This window comes from Pseudomonas sp. RIT-562 (assembly GCF_026241895.1).
In the GTDB taxonomy this organism is placed as follows: Bacteria; Pseudomonadota; Gammaproteobacteria; order Pseudomonadales; family Pseudomonadaceae; genus Aquipseudomonas; species Aquipseudomonas mandelii_F.
Map to the genome: position 1 here is coordinate 1 of NZ_JAPJIV010000004.1, position 26,041 is coordinate 26,041.

Consider the following 26,041-nt stretch of genomic DNA (forward strand, 5'->3'; position numbering starts at 1 on the left):
GTTCGGTCCTGGTGTTTCTATGCAATCGCTCGGTGCATGGCTATCATGCGGGCCTCATTGTGAGGCGAGACTTGCATGCTGACGTTGTTGAATCTTCTTAAGGATGGCCGGTTCCATTCTGGCCAGGCCCTGGGCGCCGCCCTGGGTGTCAGTCGTAGTGCGGTTTGGAAGCAGCTCCAGCTCCTGGAAGCTGAGTTGGGCCTGTCTATCCACAAAGTGCGCGGTCGCGGCTATCAGCTGGCTGTACCTTTGACCCTGCTTGATCCTGTGAGCATTCGCGAGGCCGCTCCTTCCTGCGAATGGCCCATTCTGGTCTTTGACTCCATAGATTCTACAAATGCCGAAGCCTTGCGCGCGATCGAGCGCGGGCAGGCCGCTCCATTCCTGGTGGTTGCCGAAAGGCAGACTGCAGGGCGTGGGCGGCGTGGGCGCAAGTGGGCCAGTCCTTTTGCCGAAAACGTCTATTACAGCCTCGTGTTACGCATTGAGGGTGGAATGCGCCAGCTGGAGGGTCTCAGCCTGGTGGTCGGCCTCGCAGTGATGCAGGCCTTGCGCGAGCTTGGCGTTTCAACTGCGGGCCTTAAATGGCCCAACGATGTACTCGTCGGGCAGAAGAAAATCGCCGGTATCCTCCTGGAGCTGGTCGGCGACCCTGCTGACGTATGTCACGTGGTGCTAGGCGTCGGGATCAATGTGAACATGCAGATGACCGAAGAGGTTGATCAGCAATGGACTTCTATGCGCCTCGAGGCGGGCAAGGCTTTTGATCGTAACCATCTGGTCGCTGCGCTGGGTGAGAAGCTGCAGGCCTACTTGCACCGTCATCAAGCGCAAGGGTTTACTGCCATCCAGCCAGAGTGGGAGCAGAATCATCTATGGCAGGGGCGAGCCGTATCGCTGATTGCCGGGGTCAGCCAGATAGATGGCGAAGTGCTGGGTATCGATCAACAAGGTGCTTTGCGCTTGAAGGTGGGTGGTGTGGAAAAAGTCTTTAGCGGTGGTGAGCTCAGCCTGAGGTTGCGTGATGATTCTTGAGCTCGACTGCGGAAACAGTTTCATCAAATGGCGAGTGCTGGCTGCTAGCGCCGGTATGACGGTGGGAGAGGGTGTCGTTGACTCGGACCTGGCGTTGCTGGAGAGTCTGAATGCAATCGAGCGCCTGTCGTTGACCTATTGCCGATTGGTAAGCGTGAGGACTACGGAAGAGACCGGTGCTCTAACTTCCATGCTTGCGAACGCCTATGGCGTCTCTGTCGCCTGTGCTGCGCCTTCTCGCGAAATGTCCGGTGTGCGTAATGGCTATGAGGAATACGAGCGCTTGGGGCTTGATCGCTGGCTGGCGATGCTGGGTGGCTTCCATCTGGCGTCGGGCGCGTGTCTTGTGCTCGACTTCGGTACAGCCGTCACCGCTGACTTTATAGATCGCGATGGCGAGCACCTTGGTGGCTTCATCTGCCCCGGGATGCCGCTGATGCGCAATCAGCTGCGTACTCATACGCGTAAAATCCGTTACGGCGACATCGCGGCTGAGCGCGCCTTGGAAAGTCTCTCTCCGGGTCGGACCACCGTCGAGGCGGTTGAGCGTGGTTGTTCATTGATGCTCCAGGGGTTTGTTTTGACTCAGATGGCGATGGCGCGCAGTTATTGGGGTGAAGATTTTGTGGTCTTTCTCACCGGAGGGGATGCCGGTCTGGTCTCGGGCGTGGTGCCTGAAGCGCGTGTGGTTCCGGATCTGGTGTTCGTAGGCCTGGCGATGGCGTGCCCCTTGAGTTGAGGTTTTTATGCGTTGGTTGTTCCTGCTACTGCTAGTCCTCAATGTTTTCTATTACATCTGGCATCAACAAGAAGCGCCTTTGCGGGCGAAAGATGTGACGCCATTGAGCCTGTACCGCGGTTCGCAGCAGGACATCCGTTTGTTGAGCGAGTCCACGGATGCTGCGCGGGACAAGAAGAAGGCTGTCCAGCCTGATGCCGGATGTCTGTATATAGGGGGTTATGCGCGGCAGGAAGTGGCGCAGGCCATTGAGCGAAGGTTGACCGGCATGGAAATCAAGTTCCAGGCCCTGCCACGTGATCTGCCAGATACCTCTGGTTACTGGGTGCGTATCGCCCCTGAAAGCCGGCGCTGGCTGGATGATCTGCAGTTGCAAAACCTTTCCAGAGAATTCAATGAGTTAAAACATAAAATAATGCCGTGCGAGGGGGTTGCACAGGCAGATTAGTTTGAATAGAATGGCGCCCGCTTCGCAGTGAAGACCTTTACAGGCCAACGCGGTGAAGCGAGGTCAACGCAGCTAACCTCAGGTTTTTAATGAGAAAATGCTTGACAGAAGGGTAGCATGATATAGAATGCTGCCTCGCTTAGGAGGGGTTCCCGAGCGGCCAAAGGGATCAGACTGTAAATCTGACGTCTACGACTTCGAAGGTTCGAATCCTTCCCCCTCCACCATTTTTAGCGAGAGTTGTAAGCTCGCGGGTATAGTTTAGTGGTAGAACCTCAGCCTTCCAAGCTGATGATGCGGGTTCGATTCCCGCTACCCGCTCCACGTTTACGGATCTTGCACAGTGTTACGCTCTTGTAGCTCAGTTGGTAGAGCACACCCTTGGTAAGGGTGAGGTCAGCGGTTCAAATCCGCTCAAGAGCTCCATATAACAAGGCAGATATGAAAATATCTGCCTTTGTTTTAATGGCTTGTTTGACTTGTACAATTCTTCTCCTGAGGGTGATTTCGATGGCTAAGGAAAAGTTCGAACGTAATAAGCCGCACGTCAACGTAGGCACCATTGGTCACGTCGACCACGGCAAAACTACTCTGACTGCAGCCTTGACCCGTGTCTGCTCCGAAGTTTTCGGTTCGGCAAAGGTCGACTTCGACAAGATCGATAGCGCCCCAGAAGAAAAAGCTCGTGGTATTACCATCAACACCGCTCACGTTGAATACGATTCGGCCGTGCGTCACTACGCACATGTTGACTGCCCTGGTCACGCCGACTACGTAAAAAACATGATCACCGGTGCTGCACAGATGGATGGCGCGATTCTGGTTTGCTCGGCCGCTGATGGTCCGATGCCGCAAACCCGTGAGCACATTCTCCTGTCGCGCCAGGTAGGCGTTCCATACATCGTTGTCTTCCTGAACAAGGCTGACATGGTAGATGATGCGGAGCTGCTTGAGCTGGTTGAGATGGAAGTGCGCGACCTGTTGAGCACCTACGATTTCCCAGGTGATGACACTCCAATCATCATCGGTTCGGCGCTGATGGCGCTGAACGGTCAAGACGACAACGAGATGGGCACTACTGCCGTCAAGAAGCTGGTCGAGACCCTGGATAGTTATATTCCGCAGCCTGAGCGCGCCATTGATAAGCCGTTCCTGATGCCGATCGAGGATGTTTTCTCGATCTCCGGTCGCGGCACTGTTGTGACTGGTCGTGTTGAGCGTGGCATTGTCCGCATTCAGGAAGAAGTCGAGATCGTTGGTCTGCGTGACACGGTCAAGACCACCTGCACTGGTGTTGAGATGTTTCGCAAGCTGCTCGACGAAGGTCGTGCAGGTGAGAACTGCGGCGTGTTGCTGCGTGGTACCAAGCGTGACGATGTCGAGCGTGGCCAGGTATTGGTCAAGCCGGGCACGGTCAAGCCGCATACCAAGTTCACTGCTGAAGTCTATGTTCTGAGCAAGGAAGAAGGTGGTCGTCATACGCCATTCTTCAAGGGCTACCGTCCGCAGTTCTACTTCCGTACAACTGATGTGACTGGTAACTGCGAGCTGCCAGAAGGTGTTGAGATGGTTATGCCGGGTGATAACGTTCAAATGACCGTTACCCTGATCAAAACCATCGCGATGGAAGATGGTCTTCGTTTCGCAATTCGTGAGGGCGGTCGTACCGTCGGCGCGGGCGTCGTAGCGAAAGTCATCGAGTAAGTTGTTGTAATGTCTTTTTCGGGCCGGCATAATGGTCGGCCTGATTTTGTTTTAGGTCAGTAGCTCAATTGGCAGAGCGACGGTCTCCAAAACCGTAGGTTGGGGGTTCGATTCCCTCCTGACCTGCCAGATTCACTTGGTGGGTTTGGCTTTCTTTTCACAGGATCTTCATAGATGACTCCTAAAGCTGAAGCTCAAGGCTCTCGCTTCGATCTGCTCAAGTGGCTAGTAGTAGTCGCTTTGGTGGTTGTTGGCGTTGTTGGCAATCAGTATTACTCTGCTTCGCCGATCCTGTACCGCGTACTTGCATTGCTCGCCATTGCTGCTGTAGCTGCCTTTGTAGGCCTGCAGACAGCCAAGGGCAAGTCTTTCTTTGTACTGGTTAAGGAAGCTCGCACCGAGATTCGTAAAGTCGTATGGCCAACTCGCCAAGAAACCACGCAGACCACGTTGATTGTAGTGGCTGTTGTTCTGGTTATGGCGTTGCTGTTGTGGGGTCTTGATTCCCTGCTCGGCTGGCTTGTTTCCTTGATTGTCGGCTAAGGGTGTCCCGTGGCTAAGCGTTGGTACGTTGTGCATGCTTACTCCGGTTACGAGAAGCATGTCATGCGCTCGTTGGTAGAGCGCGTAAAGCTGGCTGGCATGGAAGATGGCTTCGGCGAAATTCTGGTTCCCACTGAAGAAGTGGTTGAAATGCGTAATGGCCAGAAACGCAAAAGCGAGCGTAAGTTCTTCCCAGGTTACGTGCTGGTCCAGATGGACATGAACGAGGGTACTTGGCACTTGGTCAAGGATACTCCTCGGGTGATGGGTTTCATTGGCGGTACTGCCGATAAGCCTGCACCGATCACAGATAAAGAGGCAGAAGCGATTCTGCGTCGCGTTGCTGATGGTAGCGACAAGCCGAAGCCGAAGACGTTGTTCGAGCCAGGTGAGTCGGTACGGGTCAACGACGGACCGTTTGCTGATTTTACCGGCACGGTTGAAGAAGTTAACTACGAAAAGAGCCGGATCCAAGTGGCGGTGCTCATTTTCGGTCGCTCTACTCCGGTAGAGCTAGAGTTCAGCCAGGTCGAAAAGGTCTAGCTGAGCAAGCATCCCAACCCCGCAGCCTTAGGCTGTGGGGTTTTGTCGTCACTGGGATAAACGCGCAAGTAACCGGGGAGCCTTTCGAGGCGTTTGAACCCGTAATTGGAGTGCCTCATGGCCAAGAAGATTACCGCTTACATCAAGCTGCAAGTGAAGGCCGCTCAGGCTAACCCAAGCCCACCTGTTGGTCCTGCTCTGGGTCAGCACGGCGTGAACATCATGGAATTCTGCAAAGCTTTCAACGCCCGTACCCAGGGTATTGAGCCAGGCCTGCCGACTCCAGTGATCATCACTGTCTACAGCGACCGTAGCTTCACTTTCGAAACCAAATCCACCCCTGCTTCGGTTCTGCTGAAGAAGGCGGCTGGTCTGACTAGCGGTTCTGCTCGTCCGAACACCGTTAAGGTTGGCACTGTTACCCGTGCTCAGCTGGAAGAAATCGCGAAAACCAAAAACGCGGATCTGACTGCAGCTGATATGGAAGCAGCCGTGCGTACTATCGCCGGTTCTGCTCGTAGCATGGGCCTTAACGTGGAGGGTGTGTAATGGCTAAGTTGACCAAGCGTCAAAAGGCTATCGCCGGCAAAATCGAAGCAGGCAAGTCCTACAACTTTGTAGACGCTGCTGCTCTGCTGGCTGAGCTGTCGACTGTCAAGTTCAGCGAGTCGTTCGACATTGCTGTGAACCTGGGCGTTGACCCGCGTAAATCTGACCAGGTTGTACGTAGCGCTACTGTGCTGCCACACGGCACTGGCAAGACTGTTCGCGTTGCCGTGTTCACCCAGGGTCCAGCTGCTGAGGCCGCTCTGGCTGCCGGCGCTGACCGTGTAGGTATGGACGACCTGGCTGCCGAAATGAAAGGCGGCGACCTGAACTATGACGTAGTTATCGCATCCCCGGATGCAATGCGCGTTGTGGGTCAGTTGGGTCAGATCCTCGGTCCACGTGGTCTGATGCCTAACCCTAAAGTCGGCACCGTAACTCCAGACGTAGCTACCGCGGTTAAAAACGCCAAGGCTGGTCAGGTTCGTTATCGCACCGACAAAAACGGCATCATCCACACTTCCGTTGGCAAGATCGGCTTCGATGCCGTCAAGCTGAAGGAAAACGTTGAAGCCCTGATCGCTGATCTGAAGCGTATCAAGCCAGCTTCCTCGAAAGGTATTTACGTCAAGCGCGTTACCCTGAGCACCACCATGGGTCCAGGTCTGGTCATCGACCAAGGCTCGCTCGACGCGTAAGACACAGGTTGGCGCAAGCGATTGCGCCAATTGAAAGATTGGGGTCCCTGCCTGGCGGGGGCTATCCAAGACCGTAGGCGACGCAAGTCTTAAACCTCAAGCCTACGCAGATGGTGCTCCCGGTTCCTTACCGAATCAGACACCAAAACGACATCCGGCCTCGGTTGGATGAAACGGTAACAAGCAGGAGTTTTACCCGTGGCAATTAAACTCGAAGACAAGAAGGCCATCGTCGCTGAAGTCAACGAGGCTGCCAATGTTGCCCTGTCTGCTGTTGTGGCTGATGCCCGCGGCGTGACAGTTGGCGCTATGACCGGACTCCGTAAAGAGGCTCGTGAAGCTGGCGTTTACGTACGTGTTGTACGTAACACCCTGCTCAAGCGCGCCGTTGCTGGCACTCAGTATGACGTGCTCAACGACGTGTTCACCGGCCCGACCTTGATTGCATTCTCCAAAGATCATCCGGGCGCTGCTGCTCGTATCTTCAAGGAATTCGCAAAAGGTCAGGACAAGTTCGAGATCAAGGCAGCTGCGTTCGAGGGCAAGTTCCTCGCAGCTAATCAGATCGACGTACTGGCAAGCCTGCCGACCCGTGACGAAGCAATTTCTCAGCTGATGAGCGTGATTCAAGGCGCAACCAGCAAATTGGCTCGTACTCTGGCGGCACTTCGCGACCAGAAAGAAGCAGCTGCAGCCTAAGGCTAAGCGACTCCTTTCAGCGTTTATTGTTTATTTCGATGGCCGCGTAGGCTGTCACCCCAATACAGGAATTTATAGTCATGTCTCTGACTAACGACCAAATCATCGAAGCAATCGGCGAAAAATCCGTTCTGGAAATCGTTGAGCTGATCAAAGCCATGGAAGAGAAGTTCGGCGTTTCCGCTGCCGCTGCTTCCGCTGGCCCAGCTGCTGTTGCTGCCGTTGTTGAAGAACAAACTGAATTCAACGTCATGCTGACCGAAGCTGGCGAGAAGAAAGTTAACGTGATCAAGGCAGTACGTGAACTGACCGGTCTGGGCCTGAAAGAAGCCAAGGCAGTAGTTGACGGCGCTCCTGGCATCGTTCTGGAAGCTGTTTCGAAAGACGCAGCTGACAAAGCAAAAGCCACTCTGGAAGAAGCAGGCGCTAAAGTCGAGCTGAAGTAAGCATCGACCTTGCGTCTCCAGCCCGAGCGTTAAGCGAAAGGCTGATGGCTGGTGGCTCTTGCCACCGGCCTTTTTCCGTTATTGGCAACCGACTGGGTCGGTGCTGATAACGAGCTGTAACCACCCGATGCGGTGGCGCAAACCATGGGGTTTGCACGATTTTCTGGCTGCTCCCGTCGGGAGGGGCCAAACAAGCAGGTGACCAAGCTGGGGAACGCTGATGGCTTACTCATATACTGAGAAAAAACGTATCCGCAAGGACTTTAGCAAGTTGCCGGACGTCATGGATGTGCCGTATCTCCTGGCAATCCAGCTGGATTCGTATCGTGAATTCTTGCAGGCGGGAGCGACTAAAGATCAGTTCCGCGACGTGGGCCTGCATGCGGCCTTCAAATCCGTTTTCCCGATCATCAGCTACTCCGGCAATGCTGCGCTGGAGTACGTCGGTTATCGCCTGGGCGAACCGGCATTTGATGTCAAAGAATGCGTATTGCGCGGTGTAACTTACGCCGTACCTTTGCGGGTAAAAGTGCGCCTGATCATTTTCGACAAAGAATCGTCGAACAAAGCGATCAAGGACATCAAAGAGCAAGAAGTCTACATGGGTGAAATCCCCCTGATGACTGAAAACGGTACCTTCGTAATCAACGGTACCGAGCGTGTAATCGTTTCCCAGCTGCACCGTTCCCCGGGCGTGTTCTTCGACCACGACCGCGGCAAGACGCATAGCTCCGGCAAACTGCTGTACTCCGCGCGCATCATTCCTTACCGCGGTTCGTGGTTGGACTTCGAGTTCGACCCGAAAGACTGCGTATTCGTGCGTATCGACCGTCGTCGCAAGCTGCCTGCATCGGTACTGCTGCGCGCGCTCGGCTATACCACTGAAGAAGTGCTCGACGCGTTCTACACCACCAACGTTTTCCACCTGAGCGGCGAAACCCTCAGTCTGGAACTGATTGCTTCGCGTCTGCGTGGTGAAATCGCTGTTCTTGATATTCAGGACGAGAAGGGCAAGGTCATCGTTGAGGCTGGTCGCCGTATTACTGCGCGCCACATCAACCAGATCGAAAAAGCCGGTCTCAAGACCCTGGAAGTGCCTCTGGACTACGTCCTGGGTCGCACTACCGCCAAGGCCATCGTGCATCCGGCAACCGGCGAAATCCTGGCAGAGTGCAACACCGAGCTGAACACCGAGATCCTGGCAAAAATTGCCAAGGCCCAGGTTGTTCGCATCGAAACTCTGTACACCAACGATATCGACTGCGGTCCGTTCGTCTCCGACACTCTGAAGATCGACTCCACCAGCAACCAATTGGAAGCGCTGGTCGAGATCTATCGCATGATGCGTCCAGGCGAGCCGCCAACCAAAGACGCTGCCGAGACTCTGTTCAACAACCTGTTCTTCAGCCCTGAGCGCTACGACCTGTCTGCGGTCGGCCGGATGAAGTTCAACCGTCGTATCGGTCGTACCGAGATCGAAGGTTCGGGCGTGTTGTGCAAGGAAGACATCGTCGCGGTACTGAAGACTCTGGTCGACATCCGTAACGGTAAAGGCATCGTCGATGACATCGACCACCTGGGTAACCGTCGTGTTCGCTGCGTAGGCGAGATGGCCGAGAACCAGTTCCGCGTTGGCCTGGTACGTGTTGAGCGTGCGGTCAAAGAGCGTCTGTCGATGGCTGAAAGCGAAGGCCTGATGCCGCAAGACCTGATCAACGCCAAGCCAGTGGCTGCGGCGGTGAAAGAGTTCTTTGGTTCCAGCCAGCTTTCCCAGTTCATGGACCAGAACAACCCGCTGTCCGAGATCACCCACAAGCGTCGTGTGTCTGCACTCGGCCCTGGCGGTCTGACTCGTGAGCGTGCTGGCTTTGAAGTTCGTGACGTACACCCGACTCACTACGGTCGTGTATGCCCGATTGAAACGCCGGAAGGTCCGAACATCGGTCTGATCAACTCCCTGGCTGCCTATGCGCGCACCAACCAGTACGGCTTCCTCGAGAGCCCGTACCGTGTGGTGAAAGACGCTCTGGTCACCGACGAGATCGTTTTCCTGTCCGCCATCGAAGAAGCTGATCACGTGATCGCTCAGGCCTCGGCCACGATGAACGACAAGAAAGTCCTGATCGACGAGCTGGTAGCTGTTCGTCACTTGAACGAGTTCACCGTCAAGGCGCCAGAAGACGTCACCTTGATGGACGTATCGCCGAAGCAGGTAGTTTCGGTCGCAGCGTCGCTGATCCCGTTCCTCGAGCACGATGACGCCAACCGTGCGTTGATGGGTTCGAACATGCAGCGTCAAGCTGTACCAACCCTGCGCGCTGACAAGCCGCTGGTCGGTACTGGCATGGAGCGTAACGTAGCTCGTGACTCCGGCGTTTGCGTCGTGGCTCGTCGTGGCGGCGTTATCGATTCCGTAGACGCCAGCCGTATCGTGGTTCGTGTTGCTGATGACGAAGTTGAAACCGGTGAAGCTGGTGTCGACATCTACAACCTGACCAAATACACCCGCTCCAACCAGAACACCTGCATCAACCAGCGTCCGCTGGTGCGTAAAGGTGATCGGGTTCAGCGTAGCGACATCATGGCCGACGGTCCGTCCACCGACATGGGTGAGCTGGCTCTGGGTCAGAACATGCGCATCGCGTTCATGGCATGGAACGGCTTCAACTTCGAAGACTCCATCTGCCTGTCCGAGCGTGTGGTTCAGGAAGACCGCTTCACCACGATCCACATCCAGGAACTGACCTGTGTGGCGCGTGACACCAAGCTTGGGCCTGAAGAGATCACTGCAGACATCCCGAACGTGGGTGAAGCTGCACTGAACAAGCTGGACGAAGCCGGTATCGTTTACGTAGGTGCTGAAGTAGGCGCAGGCGACATCCTGGTTGGTAAGGTCACTCCGAAAGGCGAGACCCAACTGACTCCGGAAGAAAAACTGCTGCGTGCCATCTTCGGTGAAAAAGCCAGCGACGTTAAAGATACCTCCCTGCGTGTGCCTACCGGCACCAAGGGTACCGTCATCGACGTACAGGTCTTCACTCGTGACGGCGTTGAGCGTGATGCTCGTGCACTGTCCATCGAGAAGACTCAACTCGACGAGATCCGCAAGGACCTGAACGAAGAGTTCCGTATCGTTGAAGGCGCGACTTTCGAACGTCTGCGCTCCGCACTGGTAGGCCACAAGGCTGAAGGCGGCGCGGGTCTGAAGAAAGGTCAGGACATCACCGACGAAGTACTCGACGGTCTTGAGCATGGTCAGTGGTTCAAACTGCGCATGGCTGAGGATGCTCTGAACGAGCAGCTCGAGAAGGCCCAGGCCTACATCGTCGATCGTCGCCGTCTGCTGGACGACAAGTTCGAAGACAAGAAGCGCAAACTGCAGCAGGGCGATGACCTGGCTCCAGGCGTGCTGAAAATCGTCAAGGTTTACCTGGCAATCCGTCGCCGCATCCAGCCGGGCGACAAGATGGCCGGTCGTCACGGTAACAAAGGTGTGGTCTCCGTGATCATGCCGGTTGAAGACATGCCGCACGATGCCAATGGCACCCCGGTCGACGTCGTCCTCAACCCGTTGGGCGTACCTTCGCGTATGAACGTTGGTCAGATCCTTGAAACCCACCTGGGCCTCGCGGCCAAAGGTCTGGGCGAGAAGATCAACCGGATGATCGAAGAGCAGCGTAAAGTTGCTGAACTTCGCACCTTCCTCGACGAGATCTACAACCAGATCGGCGGTCGTAACGAAGATCTGGACAGCTTCTCCGACCAGGAAATCCTGGATCTGGCGAAGAACCTGCGCGGCGGCGTTCCAATGGCCACTCCAGTGTTCGACGGCGCCAAGGAAAGCGAAATCAAGGCCATGCTGAAACTGGCAGACCTGCCAGAAAGCGGCCAGATGCAGCTGACCGACGGCCGTACCGGCAACAAGTTCGAGCGCCCGGTTACTGTTGGCTACATGTACATGCTGAAGCTGAACCACTTGGTAGACGACAAGATGCACGCTCGTTCTACCGGTTCGTACAGCCTGGTTACCCAGCAGCCGCTGGGTGGTAAGGCACAGTTCGGTGGTCAGCGTTTCGGGGAGATGGAGGTCTGGGCACTGGAAGCATACGGTGCTGCTTACACTCTGCAAGAAATGCTCACAGTGAAGTCGGACGATGTGAACGGCCGTACCAAGATGTACAAAAACATCGTGGATGGCGATCACCGTATGGAGCCGGGCATGCCCGAGTCCTTCAACGTGTTGATCAAGGAAATTCGTTCCCTCGGCATCGATATCGATCTGGAAACCGAATAACACGTGACGCGAATCGAGAGCGGGGCAGGATTGCCCGCTCTCTGCTCCGCCAGGAGGAAAGGCCTTGAAAGACCTACTGAATTTGCTGAAAAACCAGGGTCAAGTCGAAGAGTTCGACGCCATCCGTATTGGATTGGCATCGCCTGAGATGATCCGTTCGTGGTCGTTCGGTGAAGTTAAAAAGCCGGAAACCATTAACTACCGTACGTTCAAACCAGAACGTGACGGCCTGTTCTGCGCCAAGATCTTTGGCCCGGTAAAGGATTACGAGTGCCTGTGCGGTAAGTACAAGCGCTTGAAGCACCGTGGTGTGATCTGCGAGAAGTGCGGTGTTGAAGTCGCGCTGGCCAAGGTTCGTCGTGAGCGCATGGCGCACATCGAACTGGCTTCGCCAGTTGCCCACATCTGGTTCCTGAAATCGCTGCCGTCGCGTATCGGTTTGCTGATGGACATGACCCTGCGTGATATCGAACGCGTTCTCTACTTCGAGAGCTATGTCGTTATCGATCCAGGCATGACCACCCTTGAGAAAGGTCAGCTGCTGAACGACGAGCAGTACTTCGAAGCGCTGGAAGAGTTCGGCGACGATTTCGATGCCCGCATGGGTGCCGAAGCTGTCCGTGAACTGCTGCACGCTATCGACCTGGAACACGAGATTGGCCGTCTGCGTGAAGAAATTCCGCAAACCAACTCCGAAACCAAGATCAAGAAGCTGTCCAAGCGTCTGAAGTTGATGGAAGCCTTCCAGGGTTCCGGCAACCTTCCAGAATGGATGGTGCTGACCGTTCTGCCGGTTCTGCCGCCAGATCTGCGTCCACTGGTCCCGCTGGATGGCGGTCGCTTCGCGACTTCCGACCTCAACGACCTGTATCGTCGAGTGATCAACCGTAACAACCGCTTGAAGCGCCTGCTTGATCTGTCCGCTCCGGACATCATCGTGCGCAACGAAAAGCGTATGTTGCAGGAAGCCGTCGACGCACTGCTCGACAACGGTCGTCGTGGCCGCGCTATCACCGGTTCGAACAAGCGTCCTCTGAAATCCCTGGCTGACATGATCAAGGGTAAGCAAGGTCGTTTCCGTCAGAACTTGCTCGGTAAGCGTGTTGACTACTCCGGTCGTTCGGTAATTACCGTAGGTCCGACCCTGCGTCTGCACCAGTGCGGTCTGCCGAAGAAAATGGCTCTCGAGCTGTTCAAACCGTTCATTTTCGGCAAGCTGGAAATGCGTGGTCTCGCGACCACCATTAAAGCGGCCAAGAAAATGGTCGAGCGCGAACTGCCAGAGGTTTGGGACGTTCTCGCTGAAGTGATCCGTGAACACCCGGTTCTCCTCAACCGTGCACCGACCCTTCACCGTCTGGGCATCCAGGCGTTTGAACCAGTACTGATCGAAGGTAAGGCTATCCAGCTGCACCCGCTGGTCTGTGCTGCGTACAACGCCGACTTCGACGGCGACCAAATGGCCGTGCACGTACCGCTGACACTGGAAGCCCAGTTGGAAGCGCGTGCGTTGATGATGTCGACCAACAACATTCTGTCGCCAGCCAACGGTGAGCCAATCATCGTTCCGTCGCAGGACGTTGTATTGGGTCTGTACTACATGACTCGTGAAGCGATCAACGCCAAGGGCGAAGGTCGTGTGTTCGCGGATCTGCAGGAAGTTGACCGTGTGTTCCGTGCCGGCGAAGCCGCACTGCACGCCAAAGTCAAAGTCCGCATCCACGAAACCGTCAACGATCGTGATGGTGGCAGCGTCAAGAACACCCGTATCGTCGACACCACTGTCGGCCGTGCGCTGTTGTTCCAGGTTGTTCCACCAGGCCTGTCGTACGACGTCGTCAACCAGCCGATGAAGAAAAAGGCGATCTCCAAGCTGATCAACCAGTGCTACCGCGTGGTTGGTTTGAAAGAGACCGTGATCTTCGCTGACCAGTTGATGTACACCGGTTTTGCCTATTCGACCATTTCCGGCGTTTCCATCGGTGTTAACGACTTCGTTATCCCGGATGAAAAAGCCCGCATCATCGGTGCTGCTACCGACGAAGTGAAAGAGATCGAAAGTCAGTACGCCTCCGGCCTGGTAACCCAGGGCGAGAAGTACAACAAAGTGATCGACCTTTGGTCCAAGGCGAACGACGAAGTATCCAAGGCGATGATGGCCAACCTCTCGAAAGAGAAAGTCATCGACCGTCATGGCGTCGAAGTCGATCAAGAGTCCTTCAACTCGATGTACATGATGGCCGACTCGGGCGCACGGGGTTCTGCTGCGCAGATCCGTCAGCTCGCCGGTATGCGTGGCCTGATGGCCAAGCCGGACGGTTCCATCATTGAAACGCCGATTACTGCGAACTTCCGTGAAGGTTTGAGCGTACTCCAGTACTTCATCTCTACTCACGGTGCTCGTAAAGGTTTGGCGGATACCGCGTTGAAAACTGCGAACTCCGGTTACCTGACTCGTCGTCTGGTAGACGTGGCGCAGGATCTGGTTGTGACCGAGATCGATTGCGGCACCGAACATGGCCTGGTAATGACTCCGCACATTGAAGGCGGTGACGTTGTTGAGCCGTTGGGTGAGCGCGTATTGGGTCGTGTCATCGCTCGTGACGTATTCAAGCCAGGTACCGAGGAAGTTATCGTTCCTGCCGGCACCCTGGTAGATGAGAAGTGGGTCGAGTTCATCGAGCTGAACAGCATCGATGAAGTGATCGTGCGTTCGCCGATCAGCTGCGAAACCCGCTACGGCATTTGCGCCAAGTGCTACGGCCGTGACTTGGCTCGTGGTCACCAGGTGAACATCGGTGAAGCGGTCGGCGTTATCGCTGCCCAGTCCATCGGTGAGCCGGGTACCCAGCTGACCATGCGTACGTTCCACATCGGTGGTGCGGCGAGCCGGACCTCTGCTGCTGACAGCGTTCAGGTGAAGAATGGCGGTACCGTCCGTCTGCACAACCTGAAACACGTTGAGCGAGTGGATGGCTGCCTGGTAGCAGTGTCCCGTTCCGGTGAGCTGGCAATCGCTGATGACTTCGGTCGTGAGCGCGAGCGTTACAAGCTGCCGTACGGTGCTGTGATTTCGGTTAAAGAAGGTGACAAGGTCGACGCTGGCGCAATCGTGGCCAAGTGGGATCCGCACACTCACCCAATCGTTACCGAAATGAAAGGTACCGTGACCTACGTGGGCATGGAAGAAGGCATCACGATCAAGCGTCAGACTGACGAATTGACCGGTATGACCAACATTGAAGTACTCGACGCCAAAGATCGTCCAGCTGCCGGTAAAGACATCCGTCCTGCCGTTAAGATGGTCGATGACAACGGCAAGGATCTGTTGCTGCCAGGCACTGACGTAATCGCTCAGTATTTCCTGCCAGCCAACGCCCTGGTCGGTGTAGCGGATGGTGCGAAAATCGCGATCGGTGATGTTATCGCTCGTATTCCGCAAGAGACTTCGAAGACCCGTGACATCACCGGTGGTCTGCCGCGTGTTGCCGACTTGTTCGAAGCCCGTCGTCCGAAAGAAGCCTCGATTCTGGCTGAAGTCAGCGGCACCATCGCGTTCGGTAAAGAGACCAAAGGCAAGCGCCGTCTGGTTATCACCCCGAACGACGGTAGCGATCCGTACGAAGAGCTGATTCCGAAGTGGCGCCACCTGAACGTCTTCGAAGGCGAACAGGTAAACCGCGGCGAAGTTATCTCCGACGGCCCGAGCGATCCACACGACATCCTGCGTCTGCTGGGTGTGAGTGCGCTGGCCAAGTACATCGTGAACGAGATTCAGGACGTTTACCGTCTGCAAGGCGTGAAGATCAACGACAAGCACATCGAGACCATCTTGCGTCAGATGCTGCGTAAAGTTGAAATCGCTGAATCTGGCGATTCCAGTTTCATCAAGGGCGACCAGATGGAATTGACTCACGTTCTGGTAGAGAACGAGCGTCTGGCTGGCGACGAGAAATTCGTTTCCAAGTTCACTCGCGTGCTGTTGGGTATCACCAAGGCGTCGTTGTCCACCGAATCGTTCATCTCGGCGGCTTCCTTCCAGGAAACCACTCGCGTACTGACCGAAGCGGCGGTAACCGGCAAGCGCGATTACCTGCGCGGCCTGAAAGAAAACGTGGTCGTGGGTCGTCTGATCCCGGCTGGTACCGGTCTGGCTTACCACAGCGAGCGTAAACGTCGCCGTGATGCAGACAAACCGTTGCGCGTAAGCGCCAGTGAAGTGGAAGCTGCACTGACCGAAGCGCTGAACTCTAGCGGTAACTGAGTTCTGCGATAAATGAGCGTGAGGCCCTGGTCGCTCCGTTCGTCGAATCGAGACAAATTGTCGAGATTGGATGAGCGGGGAGGTCGGGGCCTTGCCTTGACTGGGGACAAGATCCTCTTTAGACTCTTGTACCCCTAAATTTGGCGGGAATTCGTTCCTGCCATTTTGCTTTTCTTGCAAGACAATAGCGTCGCAAGACAACAGTGGAGCTAGTAGATGGCAACTATCAACCAGCTGGTACGTCAGCCGCGTAAGCGTATCGTCGAGAAATCCGACGTGCCTGCGCTGCAGAACTGCCCGCAACGTCGTGGCGTATGCACCCGTGTGTATACCACCACGCCGAAAAAACCTAACTCGGCACTGCGTAAAGTATGCCGTGTGCGTCTGACCAACGGTTTCGAGGTTTCCTCGTACATCGGCGGTGAAGGCCACAACCTGCAAGAGCACAGCGTGGTACTGATCCGCGGCGGTCGTGTAAAAGACTTGCCAGGTGTTCGTTACCACACCGTACGCGGCTCTCTGGATACTTCCGGCGTTAAAGGTCGTAACCAGGGTCGTTCGAAGTACGGTACCAAGAAGCCTAAGTAGTAGCGGCTTTTTGTAAAACTGATTTTCTATTTTTCTGAGTCGATAAGAGTAAGGTCGGAGGCGTCCCGAAAGGGCACCGATTCCGAGCGAACCTGAAGACCGTTTGAGGGCTTATCCATGCCAAGAAGACGCGTAGCAGCCAAGCGCGAAGTGCTTGACGATCCAAAATACGGAAGCCAAATCCTGGCCAAGTTCATGAACCACGTTATGGAAAGCGGCAAGAAAGCCGTTGCCGAGCGTATCGTTTATGGCGCGCTGGAAAAGGTTAAAGAACGCAAGAACAGCGACCCCCTGGAAATCTTCGAGAAAGCTCTCGACGCCATCGCTCCGCTGGTCGAAGTGAAGTCGCGCCGTGTAGGCGGTGCTACTTACCAGGTTCCGGTTGAAGTTCGTCCGTCCCGTCGTAACGCCCTGGCAATGCGCTGGTTGGTAGACTTCGCCCGCAAGCGCGGCGAGAAGTCTATGGCTCTGCGTTTGGCTGGCGAACTGTTGGACGCTGCCGAAGGTAAAGGTGCTGCAGTTAAGAAGCGTGAAGACGTGCACCGTATGGCTGAAGCTAACAAAGCTTTCTCGCACTACCGCTTCTAATTTTAGCGTCACTAATTTTGCGAGGGCTTTATGGCTCGTACAACACCGATTAATCGCTACCGTAACATTGGTATCGTTGCTCACGTGGATGCTGGTAAGACCACCACCACCGAGCGCGTCCTTTTTTACACTGGCAAAAGTCACAAAATGGGCGAGGTGCATGACGGCGCCGCGACCACAGACTGGATGGTTCAGGAGCAGGAGCGTGGTATTACCATTACTTCTGCTGCCATTACCGCCTTCTGGCAGGGTTCCGAGAAGCAGCACAAGGACCAATACCGCTTCAACGTCATCGACACCCCGGGTCACGTGGACTTCACCATTGAAGTTGAACGTTCCCTGCGTGTTCTCGACGGCGCGGTCGTTGTGTTCTGCGGCACCTCGGGTGTTGAGCCTCAGTCGGAAACCGTATGGCGTCAAGCCAACAAATACGGCGTTCCACGTCTTGTTTACGTAAACAAGATGGACCGTGCTGGTGCGAACTTCCTGCGCGTGATCGGTCAGATCAAGCAGCGTCTGGGTCACACTCCGGTGCCAATCCAGTTGGCTATCGGTTCCGAAGACAACTTCCAGGGTCAGATCGATCTGATGGCTATGGAAGCTGTTTACTGGAATGACTCTGACAAAGGCATGGTTCCAGTTCGTAAGCCTATCCCTGCTGAACTGCAGGAACTGGCTGACGAGTGGCGCGGCAACATGGTTGAGGCTGCGGCCGAAGCCAGCGAAGAGCTGATGAACAAGTACCTCGAAGGTGAAGAACTCACCAACGCGGAAATCAAGGCCGCTCTGCGTCAGCGTACGATCGCTGGCGAAATCGTCCTGGCTGTTTGCGGTTCTTCCTTCAAGAACAAGGGCGTTCCCCTGGTTCTCGACGCCGTTATCGATTACCTGCCTGCTCCAACTGACATTCCTGCCATCAAGGGTACTGACCCTGATGACGAGGAAAAGCAGATGGAACGTCATGCAGATGACAGCGAGCCGTTCTCGGCTCTGGCTTTCAAAATCGCTACCGACCCATTCGTGGGTACCTTGACTTTCGTTCGAGTTTACTCGGGCGTGTTGGCCTCCGGCGACGGCGTGATCAACTCGGTCAAGGGCAAGAAAGAGCGCGTGGGCCGTATGGTGCAAATGCACGCAAACGCCCGTGAAGAAATCAAGGAAGTACGCGCTGGTGACATCGCGGCCTTGATCGGCATGAAGGACGTCACCACTGGCGAAACCTTGTGCAGCGCTGACAAGCCAATCATCCTGGTTCGCATGGACTTCCCGGAGCCGGTTATTTCGGTTGCCGTTGAGCCTAAGACCAAGGATGACCAGGAAAAAATGGGTATCGCTCTGGGCAAACTTGCTCAGGAAGATCCATCTTTCCGCGTCAAGACTGATGAAGAGACTGGTCAAACGATCATCTCCGGCATGGGCGAATTGCACTTGGACATCCTGGTTGACCGGATGCGCCGTGAGTTCAACGTCGAAGCCAACATCGGTAAGCCTCAGGTTTCGTATCGTGAGCGCATCACGAAGAACTGTGAGATTGAAGGCAAGTTCGTTCGTCAATCCGGCGGTCGTGGTCAGTTCGGCCACTGCTGGATCCGTTTTGCTCCTGCTGACGAAGGTCAGGAAGGTCTGCAATTCGTGAACGAAGTAGTGGGTGGTGTGGTTCCTAAGGAATACATCCCGGCTATCCAGAAGGGTATCGAAGAGCAGATGAAGAACGGCGTTGTTGCCGGCTATCCGCTGATCGGCCTGAAGGCTACTGTGTTTGATGGTTCCTACCACGACGTCGACTCCAACGAGATGGCGTTTAAGGTGGCTGCTTCCATGGCGACCAAGCAACTGGCCCAGAAGGGCGGTGGTGAGCTGCTTGAGCCGATCATGGCGGTAGAGGTTGTTACACCTGAAGACTATATGGGTGACGTGATGGGCGACCTTAACCGTCGTCGCGGCATGATCCTGGGTATGGAAGATACGGTTTCCGGCAAAGTAATTCGTGCCGAGGTTCCGTTGGGTGAGATGTTCGGTTACGCAACCGACGTTCGCTCCATGTCCCAAGGTCGCGCAAGCTACTCTATGGAATTCAAAAAATACAATACGGCTCCGTCGCACATCGTCGAAACCGTTACCAAAAAACAAGGCTGATTCAGCCCCTTTAGGCTAGGAGTTAATTGTCGTGGCTAAAGAAAAATTTGATCGTTCCCTTCCGCACGTCAACGTTGGCACCATCGGTCACGTCGACCACGGTAAAACCACGCTGACTGCTGCTCTGACTCGCGTCTGCTCCGAAGTTTTCGGTTCGGCCGTTGTTGCTTTCGACAAGATCGACAGCGCTCCGGAAGAAAAGGCTCGTGGTATCACCATCAACACCGCGCACGTTGAATACAACTCGCTGATCCGTCACTACGCTCACGTTGACTGCCCAGGTCACGCTGACTACGTGAAGAACATGATCACCGGTGCTGCTCAAATGGACGGCGCTATCCTGGTTTGCTCGGCCGCTGATGGTCCGATGCCACAAACCCGTGAGCACATCCTGCTGTCCCGTCAGGTTGGCGTTCCGTACATCGTTGTCTTCCTGAACAAGGCTGACATGGTAGACGACGCTGAGCTGCTGGAACTGGTTGAGATGGAAGTGCGCGATCTGCTGAGCACTTACGACTTCCCAGGTGACGACACTCCGATCATCATCGGTTCGGCTCTGATGGCTCTGAACGGCCAAGACGACAACGAAATGGGCACCACTGCCGTTCGTAAACTGGTTGAGACTCTGGACAGCTACATCCCAGATCCAGTTCGTGTTATCGACAAGCCGTTCCTGATGCCAATCGAAGACGTATTCTCGATCTCCGGTCGCGGTACTGTTGTAACTGGCCGTATCGAGCGCGGTATCGTCAAGGTTCAGGATCCACTGGAAATCGTTGGTCTGCGTGACACTACCGTCACCACCTGCACCGGTGTTGAAATGTTCCGTAAGCTGCTCGACGAAGGTCGTGCTGGCGAGAACTGCGGCGTGCTGCTGCGCGGCACCAAGCGTGACGACGTTGAGCGTGGCCAGGTTCTGGTCAAGCCAGGTTCGGTTAAGCCGCACACTACCTTCGAAGCTGAAGTGTACGTGTTGAGCAAAGAAGAAGGCGGTCGTCACACTCCGTTCTTCAAAGGCTACCGTCCACAGTTCTACTTCCGGACCACTGACGTGACCGGTAACTGCGAACTGCCGGAAGGCGTTGAAATGGTAATGCCAGGCGACAACATCAAAATGGTTGTCACCCTGATCAAAACCATCGCAATGGAAGATGGTCTGCGTTTCGCTATTCGTGAAGGCGGTCGTACCGTCGGCGCTGGCGTCGTAGCCAAAATCATCGCTTAATAAGTGATGACTTGAAAAAGCCCCCGCCTAGCGGGGGCTTTTTTATTGGGTTGACACTGTGGTAGCCCGTCTATAGAATTGCGCCTCCTTTTAACGGGCGTATTGCGCTCGGTGGGAATAGCAGCCGGAGTCTGAAATCCAATGCAAAATCAGCAAATCCGTATCAGGTTGAAGGCTTTTGACCATCGCCTGATCGACCAATCCACCCAGGAAATCGTGGAAACCGCGAAACGTACTGGTGCTCAAGTGCGTGGTCCAATTCCACTGCCTACCCGTAAAGAGCGGTTCACCGTTCTGGTCTCCCCGCACGTCAACAAAGACGCGCGTGACCAGTACGAGATCCGTACTCATAAACGCGTTCTGGACATCGTCCAGCCAACGGATAAAACCGTTGATGCGCTTATGAAGCTTGATCTTGCGGCCGGTGTGGAAGTACAGATCAGCCTCGGCTAAGACTCGGTCTTAGTCGTGTAACGCTCTGAAATGGGCGGCCATAGCGGGTGAAAGCCCCGTACACTCATGAGGTTTACAACATGACTATTGGTGTAGTCGGTCGTAAATGCGGTATGACCCGTATTTTCACCGAAGAAGGTGTCTCCATTCCGGTCACGGTCATTGAGATCGAGCCGAATCGCGTCACCCAGTTCAAAACTGAAGAGACCGATGGCTATCGTGCAGTGCAAGTCACTGTAGGCGAGCGTCGTGCTTCGCGTGTTACAGCTGCTCAGGCTGGCCACTTCGCTAAAGCGAACGTCGCCGCTGGTCGTACCGTAATGGAATTCCGCCTTGAAGAAGGCGAGTACCAGGCCGGCGATCTGATCAACGCTGAAATCTTCGCTGCTGGTCAACTGGTTGATGTAACCGGTCAGTCCAAAGGTAAAGGCTTCCAGGGTACGATCAAGCGTTGGAACTTCCGCGGGCAAGATAATACCCACGGTAACTCCGTGTCCCACCGCGTTCCAGGCTCTATCGGCCAGTGCCAGACTCCTGGTCGTGTATTCAAGGGCAAAAAAATGTCCGGTCATATGGGCGCTGAGCGCGTGACCGTGCAGTCCCTCGAAGTAGTGCGCGTGGACGCTGAACGCAATCTGTTGTTGGTCAAGGGCGCTGTTCCTGGCGCTACTGGCGGCAACTTGGTTGTACGTCCAGCAGCCAAGGCTCGCGGTTAAGGGGAAGCTGACATGCAATTAAATGTAAATGACGCTCAAGCGATCGAAGTTTCCGAACTGACATTTGGCGGCGAATTCAACGAGACGCTGGTTCACCAAGCAGTCGTGGCCTACATGGCCGGCGGCCGTCAAGGTACCAAGCAGCAAAAGACCCGTTCCGACGTTCGTGGTGGCGGTAAGCGCCCATGGCGTCAGAAAGGTACTGGCCGTGCGCGTGCCGGTACTATCCGTAGCCCAATCTGGCGTGGCGGCGGTACCACTTTCGCAGCTCGTCCTCAGGATCACTCGCAGAAGCTGAACAAGAAGATGTATCGCGCAGCAATGCGTTCCATCCTTGCTGAGCTGGTGCGTACTGATCGTCTGGTCGTGGTTCAGGATTTCGCCGTTGATTCGCCGAAAACCAAAGACCTGCTGGGCAAACTGAACAACATGAGCCTGACCGACGTTCTGATCGTGTCGGACGCTGTTGATCAGAACCTGTACCTGGCTGCTCGCAACCTGCCACACGTAGATGTACGTGACGTGCAAGGTTCCGATCCAGTTAGTCTGATCGCATACGACAAGGTGTTGATCACCGTGTCGGCCGTGAAGAAATTCGAGGAGCTGCTGGGATGAACCAGGAACGCGTATTTAAAGTTCTGCTTGGCCCGCACGTTTCCGAGAAGGCTACGGTTCTGGCAGACAAGAAAGGCCAGTTCGTTTTCAAGGTTGCTACTGATGCAACCAAGCTGGAAATCAAGAAGGCCGTCGAAAGCCTGTTCAGCGTGAAAGTAGAGCGTGTTACTACCCTGAATGTTCTGGGTAAGAGCAAGCGCACTGCTCGCGGTCTGGGCAAGCGTAATGACTGGAAGAAGGCAGTTATCTCCCTTCAGCCAGGCCAAGATCTCGATTTCAGCAGCAGTGCTGAGTAAGGAAGGGGTGCATCATGGCAATCGTTAAATGCAAACCGACTTCCCCTGGCCGCCGTCATGTGGTCAAGGTGGTCAACCAGGAGCTGCATAAAGGCGCTCCTCACGCACCGCTGCTCGAGAAGAAATCGAAGTCTGGTGGTCGTAACAACAATGGTCGTATTACCACTCGTCACATCGGTGGTGGCCATAAGCAGCATTATCGTCTGGTCGATTTCCGTCGCAACGACAAAGATGGCATTCCAGCCACTGTCGAGCGTATCGAATACGATCCAAACCGTACTGCTCACATTGCTCTTATGCTGTACGCAGACGGCGAACGCCGTTACATCATCGCCCCTAAAGGCGTGAACGCTGGCGACCAGCTGATTTCGGGTGCTTTGGCTCCGATCAAGCCGGGCAACCAGTTGCAACTGCGCAGCATTCCAGTTGGTAGCACCGTACACGGCATCGAATTGAAGCCAGGTAAAGGCGCGCAAATCGCTCGTTCCGCTGGTGCTTCGGCTCAGCTGATCGCTCGTGAAGGTGTCTACGTGACCCTGCGTCTGCGCTCCGGTGAAATGCGTAAAGTCCTGGCTGAATGCCGTGCGACCCTGGGCGAAGTCTCGAACTCCGAGCACAGCCTGCGTTCGCTGGGTAAAGCTGGTGCCAAACGCTGGCGTGGCGTTCGCCCAACCGTTCGTGGTGTTGCCATGAACCCGGTTGACCACCCACATGGTGGTGGTGAAGGTCGTACCTCTGGTGGTCGTCATCCGGTATCGCCATGGGGCTTCCCGACTAAGGGCGCGAAGACTCGTGGTAATAAGCGTACCGACAAAATGATCGTCCGTCGTCGCAAGTAAATAGAGGGATACGACAGTGCCACGTTCTCTGAAAAAAGGTCCTTTTATTGATCTTCACCTACTGAAGAAGATCGAAGTGGCGGCGGAAAAGAACGATCGCAAACCAGTTAAAACCTGGTCGCGTCGTTCGATGATCCTGCCACAAATGGTCGGTCTGACCATTGCAGTGCATAACGGTCGTCAACATGTTCCAGTTCTCGTGAACGAAGACATGGTCGGCCACAAACTAGGCGAGTTTGCCGGTACCCGCACATATCGTGGGCACGTGGCAGACAAGAAAGCCAAGCGTTAAGGGGTAAGGAACGATGGAAGTAGCCGCTAAGTTGTCGGGCGCTCGAATCTCCGCCCAGAAAGCCCGCTTGGTCGCCGACCAGATCCGCGGGAAGAAGGTGGGCGAAGCGCTCAACCTGTTGGCTTTCAGCAGTAAGAAAGCCGCCGAGATCATGAAGAAAGTGCTGGAGTCGGCCGTAGCCAACGCCGAGCATAACGAAGGCGCAGACGTTGATGACCTTAAAGTCAGCACCGTTTTCGTCAACGAAGGGCGTTCGCTGAAGCGAATCATGCCACGTGCCAAAGGCCGTGCTGATCGCATCGTCAAGCGGTCTTGCCATATCACTGTCAAGGTTGCTGACAAGTAACGGAGTCGAAGAGATGGGTCAGAAAGTACATCCCATTGGCATTCGCCTGGGAATCGTCAAGGAGCACACCTCCGTCTGGTACGCAGACGGTCGGACTTATGCGGACTATTTGTTCGCTGATCTGAAGGTGCGTGAGTATCTCCAAGACAAACTAAAAAGCGCGTCCGTAAGCCGTATCGATATCCATCGTCCGGCTCAAACAGCACGTATCACCATCCACACCGCTCGTCCAGGTATCGTTATCGGGAAGAAAGGTGAAGATGTTGAGAAACTGCGTCAGGACCTGACCAAGCAAATGGGTGTGCCTGTGCACATCAATATCGAAGAAATCCGCAAGCCGGAACTCGACGGTATGTTGGTTGCGCAGAGCGTAGCTCAGCAGCTGGAGCGTCGCGTAATGTTCCGTCGCGCTATGAAGCGCGCTGTACAGAACGCCATGCGCATTGGTGCCAAAGGCATCAAAATCCAAGTGAGCGGTCGTCTCGGCGGTGCTGAAATCGCACGTACTGAATGGTATCGCGAAGGTCGTGTGCCACTGCACACCCTGCGTGCCGACATCGACTATGCCAACTACGAAGCTCACACCACTTATGGTGTGATCGGTGTAAAGGTTTGGATCTTCAAAGGCGAAGTAATTGGTGGTCGCCAAGAAGAACTGAAACCACAAGCACCAGCGCCTCGTAAAAAAGCTGCTAAGTAAGGGGTACGCCAAATGTTGCAACCAAAGCGTACGAAGTTCCGCAAGCAGATGACTGGCCACAACCGTGGCTTGGCTCAGCGCGGTAGCAAAGTCAGCTTCGGCGAATATGCGCTGAAGTCTGTAGCTCGTGGTCGTCTCACCGCTCGTCAGATCGAGTCAGCGCGTCGTGCACTGACCCGTCACGTGAAACGTGGCGGCAAGATCTGGATCCGTGTATTCCCGGACAAGCCTATCTCCAAAAAGCCCCTCGAAGTTCGGATGGGTAAAGGTAAGGGTAGCGTCGAGTACTGGGTTGCCCAGATTCAGCCAGGCAAAGTCCTGTATGAAATCGAGGGTGTTTCTGAAGAGCTGGCGCGTGAGGCTTTTGCCCTGGCTGCTGCAAAGCTGCCGCTCGCCACCGCTTTTGTTAAACGGACGGTGATGTGATGAAAGCGAACGAACTTCGTGAAAAAGACGCGCCGCAGCTTAACGAGCAACTGCTCGGCCTGCTGCGCGACCAGTTCAATCTGCGCATGCAGAAAGCAACTGGCCAGTTGGGGCAGTCTCACCTGCTCCGGCAAGTTAAGCGTGACATCGCTCGCGTGAAGACTGTGCTCAAACAGCAGGCAGGTAAGTAATCATGGCTGAAGCCGAAAAAACCGTCCGTACGCTGACTGGCCGTGTTGTCAGCGACAAAATGGACAAGACCATCACCGTTCTGATCGAGCGTCGCGTAAAGCACCCGATCTACGGTAAATACGTTAAGCGTTCGACTAAGCTGCACGCGCACGACGAAACCAATCAGTGCCACATCGGCGACAAAGTCACTATTCGTGAAACTCGTCCTTTGGCCAAGACTAAGTCTTGGGCGCTGGTTGATGTTCTCGAACGCGCTGTGGAAGTCTAAGGACTAGGGGTCGGAGAAATTATATGATTCAGACTCAATCCATGCTCGATGTGGCCGATAACAGCGGCGCACGCCGCGTTATGTGCATCAAGGTGCTGGGTGGCTCCCATCGTCGTTACGCTGGTATCGGTGACATCATCAAAGTTACCGTTAAGGAAGCAATTCCTCGCGGTAAAGTGAAAAAAGGCCAAGTGATGACTGCTGTTGTAGTCCGCACTCGTCACGGCGTACGTCGTGCTGATGGCTCCATTATCCGCTTTGATGGCAACGCTGCTGTTCTTCTGAACAACAAGCAAGAGCCGATCGGCACCCGTATCTTTGGGCCAGTGACCCGTGAACTTCGTACTGAGAAGTTCATGAAGATCGTCTCGCTCGCCCCAGAAGTGCTGTAAGGAGATCCGA

Annotated in this window: 28 protein-coding genes and 4 tRNA genes; all 32 read left to right on the top strand. The window is 55.1% G+C overall.

Features of this window, described 5'->3' with window-relative positions; all coding sequences use genetic code 11:
- The first annotated feature begins 75 nt into the window (after nucleotides 1–75).
- The 32 genes from birA to rplN all read left to right on the top strand — a co-directional run bounded on the left by birA (nucleotide 76) and on the right by rplN (nucleotide 26,031).
- Nucleotides 76–1,035 carry a bifunctional biotin--[acetyl-CoA-carboxylase] ligase/biotin operon repressor BirA gene (gene birA, locus ORL50_RS06920; protein ID WP_266011480.1) on the top strand — a complete coding sequence of 320 codons (960 nt, stop codon included), beginning with the start codon at nucleotides 76–78 and terminating at the stop codon, nucleotides 1,033–1,035.
- Complete coding sequence (locus tag ORL50_RS06925) at nucleotides 1,025–1,774, top strand: pantothenate kinase (protein WP_266011482.1); 750 nt, start codon at nucleotides 1,025–1,027, stop codon at nucleotides 1,772–1,774. The genes birA and ORL50_RS06925 overlap by 11 nt, the downstream gene beginning before the upstream one ends.
- Before the next feature lie 7 nt (nucleotides 1,775–1,781).
- Nucleotides 1,782–2,222 (top strand): hypothetical protein, encoded by a 441-nt coding sequence (locus tag ORL50_RS06930; RefSeq protein ID WP_266011484.1) that lies wholly within the window; start codon nucleotides 1,782–1,784, stop codon nucleotides 2,220–2,222.
- Between the two features lie 142 nt (nucleotides 2,223–2,364).
- Nucleotides 2,365–2,449 (top strand) — tRNA-Tyr (locus ORL50_RS06935).
- A 23-nt stretch (nucleotides 2,450–2,472) separates the two neighbouring features.
- Nucleotides 2,473–2,546 (top strand) — tRNA-Gly (locus tag ORL50_RS06940).
- Nucleotides 2,547–2,572: 26 nt separating this feature from the next.
- Nucleotides 2,573–2,648, top strand: a tRNA-Thr gene (locus ORL50_RS06945).
- 84 nt (nucleotides 2,649–2,732) lie between these two features.
- A complete protein-coding gene (gene tuf, locus ORL50_RS06950; RefSeq protein WP_007896619.1) occupies nucleotides 2,733–3,926 on the top strand; it encodes an elongation factor Tu in 1,194 nt (397 codons plus the stop codon).
- 53 nt (nucleotides 3,927–3,979) lie between these two features.
- Nucleotides 3,980–4,055, top strand: a tRNA-Trp gene (locus ORL50_RS06955).
- 45 nt (nucleotides 4,056–4,100) lie between these two features.
- Nucleotides 4,101–4,469: a preprotein translocase subunit SecE gene (gene secE / locus ORL50_RS06960; RefSeq protein ID WP_009045851.1), complete on the top strand. Its 369-nt coding sequence runs from the start codon at nucleotides 4,101–4,103 to the stop codon at nucleotides 4,467–4,469.
- A 9-nt stretch (nucleotides 4,470–4,478) separates the two neighbouring features.
- Nucleotides 4,479–5,012, top strand: a complete 534-nt coding sequence (nusG, locus tag ORL50_RS06965; protein WP_007896622.1) for a transcription termination/antitermination protein NusG — start codon at nucleotides 4,479–4,481, stop codon at nucleotides 5,010–5,012.
- A 117-nt stretch (nucleotides 5,013–5,129) separates the two neighbouring features.
- A complete protein-coding gene (rplK, locus tag ORL50_RS06970; protein ID WP_008008888.1) occupies nucleotides 5,130–5,561 on the top strand; it encodes a 50S ribosomal protein L11 in 432 nt (143 codons plus the stop codon).
- Entirely contained in the window at nucleotides 5,561–6,256 is a 696-nt protein-coding gene (gene rplA, locus ORL50_RS06975; protein ID WP_003444394.1) for a 50S ribosomal protein L1, read from the top strand. The genes rplK and rplA overlap by 1 nt, the downstream gene beginning before the upstream one ends.
- 198 nt (nucleotides 6,257–6,454) lie before the next feature.
- Nucleotides 6,455–6,955 (top strand): 50S ribosomal protein L10, encoded by a 501-nt coding sequence (gene rplJ / locus ORL50_RS06980; RefSeq protein ID WP_150582441.1) that lies wholly within the window; start codon nucleotides 6,455–6,457, stop codon nucleotides 6,953–6,955.
- A gap of 80 nt (nucleotides 6,956–7,035) precedes the next feature.
- Nucleotides 7,036–7,401: a 50S ribosomal protein L7/L12 gene (gene rplL / locus ORL50_RS06985; protein ID WP_007896630.1), complete on the top strand. Its 366-nt coding sequence runs from the start codon at nucleotides 7,036–7,038 to the stop codon at nucleotides 7,399–7,401.
- Between the two features lie 220 nt (nucleotides 7,402–7,621).
- On the top strand, nucleotides 7,622–11,695 hold the full coding sequence (gene rpoB, locus ORL50_RS06990; RefSeq protein WP_007946139.1) for a DNA-directed RNA polymerase subunit beta: 4,074 nt from the start codon (nucleotides 7,622–7,624) through the stop codon (nucleotides 11,693–11,695).
- 64 nt (nucleotides 11,696–11,759) lie between these two features.
- Entirely contained in the window at nucleotides 11,760–15,959 is a 4,200-nt protein-coding gene (gene rpoC / locus ORL50_RS06995) for a DNA-directed RNA polymerase subunit beta' (protein ID WP_266011506.1), read from the top strand.
- A gap of 216 nt (nucleotides 15,960–16,175) precedes the next feature.
- Nucleotides 16,176–16,547 carry a 30S ribosomal protein S12 gene (gene rpsL / locus ORL50_RS07000; RefSeq protein ID WP_002555494.1) on the top strand — a complete coding sequence of 124 codons (372 nt, stop codon included), beginning with the start codon at nucleotides 16,176–16,178 and terminating at the stop codon, nucleotides 16,545–16,547.
- Between the two features lie 117 nt (nucleotides 16,548–16,664).
- The gene (gene rpsG / locus ORL50_RS07005; RefSeq protein WP_002555493.1) at nucleotides 16,665–17,135 is read left to right on the top strand and encodes a 30S ribosomal protein S7; all 471 of its coding nucleotides are present in this window, start codon (nucleotides 16,665–16,667) and stop codon (nucleotides 17,133–17,135) included.
- Nucleotides 17,136–17,165: 30 nt separating this feature from the next.
- Nucleotides 17,166–19,271, top strand: a complete 2,106-nt coding sequence (fusA, locus tag ORL50_RS07010; RefSeq protein ID WP_150582440.1) for an elongation factor G — start codon at nucleotides 17,166–17,168, stop codon at nucleotides 19,269–19,271.
- Between the two features lie 31 nt (nucleotides 19,272–19,302).
- Nucleotides 19,303–20,496 (top strand): elongation factor Tu, encoded by a 1,194-nt coding sequence (gene tuf / locus ORL50_RS07015; RefSeq protein ID WP_150582439.1) that lies wholly within the window; start codon nucleotides 19,303–19,305, stop codon nucleotides 20,494–20,496.
- Nucleotides 20,497–20,637: 141 nt separating this feature from the next.
- On the top strand, nucleotides 20,638–20,949 hold the full coding sequence (gene rpsJ / locus ORL50_RS07020; protein WP_003186070.1) for a 30S ribosomal protein S10: 312 nt from the start codon (nucleotides 20,638–20,640) through the stop codon (nucleotides 20,947–20,949).
- A gap of 80 nt (nucleotides 20,950–21,029) precedes the next feature.
- Entirely contained in the window at nucleotides 21,030–21,665 is a 636-nt protein-coding gene (rplC, locus tag ORL50_RS07025) for a 50S ribosomal protein L3 (RefSeq protein ID WP_003186059.1), read from the top strand.
- A 12-nt stretch (nucleotides 21,666–21,677) separates the two neighbouring features.
- Nucleotides 21,678–22,280, top strand: coding sequence for a 50S ribosomal protein L4 (gene rplD, locus ORL50_RS07030; protein ID WP_266011511.1), 603 nt, complete (start codon nucleotides 21,678–21,680; stop codon nucleotides 22,278–22,280).
- Nucleotides 22,277–22,576, top strand: coding sequence for a 50S ribosomal protein L23 (gene rplW, locus ORL50_RS07035; protein WP_002555488.1), 300 nt, complete (start codon nucleotides 22,277–22,279; stop codon nucleotides 22,574–22,576). Before rplD ends, rplW begins: the two co-directional genes overlap by 4 nt.
- A gap of 14 nt (nucleotides 22,577–22,590) precedes the next feature.
- Nucleotides 22,591–23,415 carry a 50S ribosomal protein L2 gene (gene rplB / locus ORL50_RS07040; protein WP_008030897.1) on the top strand — a complete coding sequence of 275 codons (825 nt, stop codon included), beginning with the start codon at nucleotides 22,591–22,593 and terminating at the stop codon, nucleotides 23,413–23,415.
- A 16-nt stretch (nucleotides 23,416–23,431) separates the two neighbouring features.
- The gene (gene rpsS, locus ORL50_RS07045; RefSeq protein ID WP_002555486.1) at nucleotides 23,432–23,707 is read left to right on the top strand and encodes a 30S ribosomal protein S19; all 276 of its coding nucleotides are present in this window, start codon (nucleotides 23,432–23,434) and stop codon (nucleotides 23,705–23,707) included.
- 13 nt (nucleotides 23,708–23,720) lie between these two features.
- Nucleotides 23,721–24,053, top strand: a complete 333-nt coding sequence (rplV, locus tag ORL50_RS07050; protein ID WP_003103908.1) for a 50S ribosomal protein L22 — start codon at nucleotides 23,721–23,723, stop codon at nucleotides 24,051–24,053.
- A gap of 13 nt (nucleotides 24,054–24,066) precedes the next feature.
- A complete protein-coding gene (gene rpsC, locus ORL50_RS07055; RefSeq protein WP_003176422.1) occupies nucleotides 24,067–24,753 on the top strand; it encodes a 30S ribosomal protein S3 in 687 nt (228 codons plus the stop codon).
- Nucleotides 24,754–24,765: 12 nt separating this feature from the next.
- A complete protein-coding gene (gene rplP / locus ORL50_RS07060) occupies nucleotides 24,766–25,179 on the top strand; it encodes a 50S ribosomal protein L16 (protein ID WP_007943783.1) in 414 nt (137 codons plus the stop codon).
- Nucleotides 25,179–25,370: a 50S ribosomal protein L29 gene (rpmC, locus tag ORL50_RS07065; RefSeq protein WP_008030901.1), complete on the top strand. Its 192-nt coding sequence runs from the start codon at nucleotides 25,179–25,181 to the stop codon at nucleotides 25,368–25,370. Before rplP ends, rpmC begins: the two co-directional genes overlap by 1 nt.
- Nucleotides 25,371–25,372: 2 nt before the next feature.
- Complete coding sequence (gene rpsQ / locus ORL50_RS07070; RefSeq protein WP_003176419.1) at nucleotides 25,373–25,639, top strand: 30S ribosomal protein S17; 267 nt, start codon at nucleotides 25,373–25,375, stop codon at nucleotides 25,637–25,639.
- A gap of 23 nt (nucleotides 25,640–25,662) precedes the next feature.
- Nucleotides 25,663–26,031 carry a 50S ribosomal protein L14 gene (gene rplN, locus ORL50_RS07075; protein WP_002555479.1) on the top strand — a complete coding sequence of 123 codons (369 nt, stop codon included), beginning with the start codon at nucleotides 25,663–25,665 and terminating at the stop codon, nucleotides 26,029–26,031.
- The last annotated feature ends 10 nt before the right edge of the window (nucleotides 26,032–26,041 follow it).

Coding starts and splice junctions, on each gene's coding strand:
- ORL50_RS06925 (WP_266011482.1), top strand. CDS start 1,025: ATGATTCTTGAGCTCGACTGCGGAAACAGTTTCATCAAATGGCGAGTG.
- rplN (WP_002555479.1), top strand. CDS start 25,663: ATGATTCAGACTCAATCCATGCTCGATGTGGCCGATAACAGCGGCGCA.
- rpsC (WP_003176422.1), top strand. CDS start 24,067: ATGGGTCAGAAAGTACATCCCATTGGCATTCGCCTGGGAATCGTCAAG.
- rplB (WP_008030897.1), top strand. CDS start 22,591: ATGGCAATCGTTAAATGCAAACCGACTTCCCCTGGCCGCCGTCATGTG.
- rpmC (WP_008030901.1), top strand. CDS start 25,179: ATGAAAGCGAACGAACTTCGTGAAAAAGACGCGCCGCAGCTTAACGAG.
- rplW (WP_002555488.1), top strand. CDS start 22,277: ATGAACCAGGAACGCGTATTTAAAGTTCTGCTTGGCCCGCACGTTTCC.
- rpsQ (WP_003176419.1), top strand. CDS start 25,373: ATGGCTGAAGCCGAAAAAACCGTCCGTACGCTGACTGGCCGTGTTGTC.
- rpsJ (WP_003186070.1), top strand. CDS start 20,638: ATGCAAAATCAGCAAATCCGTATCAGGTTGAAGGCTTTTGACCATCGC.
- tuf (WP_007896619.1), top strand. CDS start 2,733: ATGGCTAAGGAAAAGTTCGAACGTAATAAGCCGCACGTCAACGTAGGC.
- rplD (WP_266011511.1), top strand. CDS start 21,678: ATGCAATTAAATGTAAATGACGCTCAAGCGATCGAAGTTTCCGAACTG.
- ORL50_RS06930 (WP_266011484.1), top strand. CDS start 1,782: ATGCGTTGGTTGTTCCTGCTACTGCTAGTCCTCAATGTTTTCTATTAC.
- fusA (WP_150582440.1), top strand. CDS start 17,166: ATGGCTCGTACAACACCGATTAATCGCTACCGTAACATTGGTATCGTT.
- rpoB (WP_007946139.1), top strand. CDS start 7,622: ATGGCTTACTCATATACTGAGAAAAAACGTATCCGCAAGGACTTTAGC.
- rpsG (WP_002555493.1), top strand. CDS start 16,665: ATGCCAAGAAGACGCGTAGCAGCCAAGCGCGAAGTGCTTGACGATCCA.
- rplC (WP_003186059.1), top strand. CDS start 21,030: ATGACTATTGGTGTAGTCGGTCGTAAATGCGGTATGACCCGTATTTTC.
- rplK (WP_008008888.1), top strand. CDS start 5,130: ATGGCCAAGAAGATTACCGCTTACATCAAGCTGCAAGTGAAGGCCGCT.
- rpsL (WP_002555494.1), top strand. CDS start 16,176: ATGGCAACTATCAACCAGCTGGTACGTCAGCCGCGTAAGCGTATCGTC.
- rplA (WP_003444394.1), top strand. CDS start 5,561: ATGGCTAAGTTGACCAAGCGTCAAAAGGCTATCGCCGGCAAAATCGAA.
- secE (WP_009045851.1), top strand. CDS start 4,101: ATGACTCCTAAAGCTGAAGCTCAAGGCTCTCGCTTCGATCTGCTCAAG.
- rplL (WP_007896630.1), top strand. CDS start 7,036: ATGTCTCTGACTAACGACCAAATCATCGAAGCAATCGGCGAAAAATCC.
- birA (WP_266011480.1), top strand. CDS start 76: ATGCTGACGTTGTTGAATCTTCTTAAGGATGGCCGGTTCCATTCTGGC.
- rplP (WP_007943783.1), top strand. CDS start 24,766: ATGTTGCAACCAAAGCGTACGAAGTTCCGCAAGCAGATGACTGGCCAC.
- rplV (WP_003103908.1), top strand. CDS start 23,721: ATGGAAGTAGCCGCTAAGTTGTCGGGCGCTCGAATCTCCGCCCAGAAA.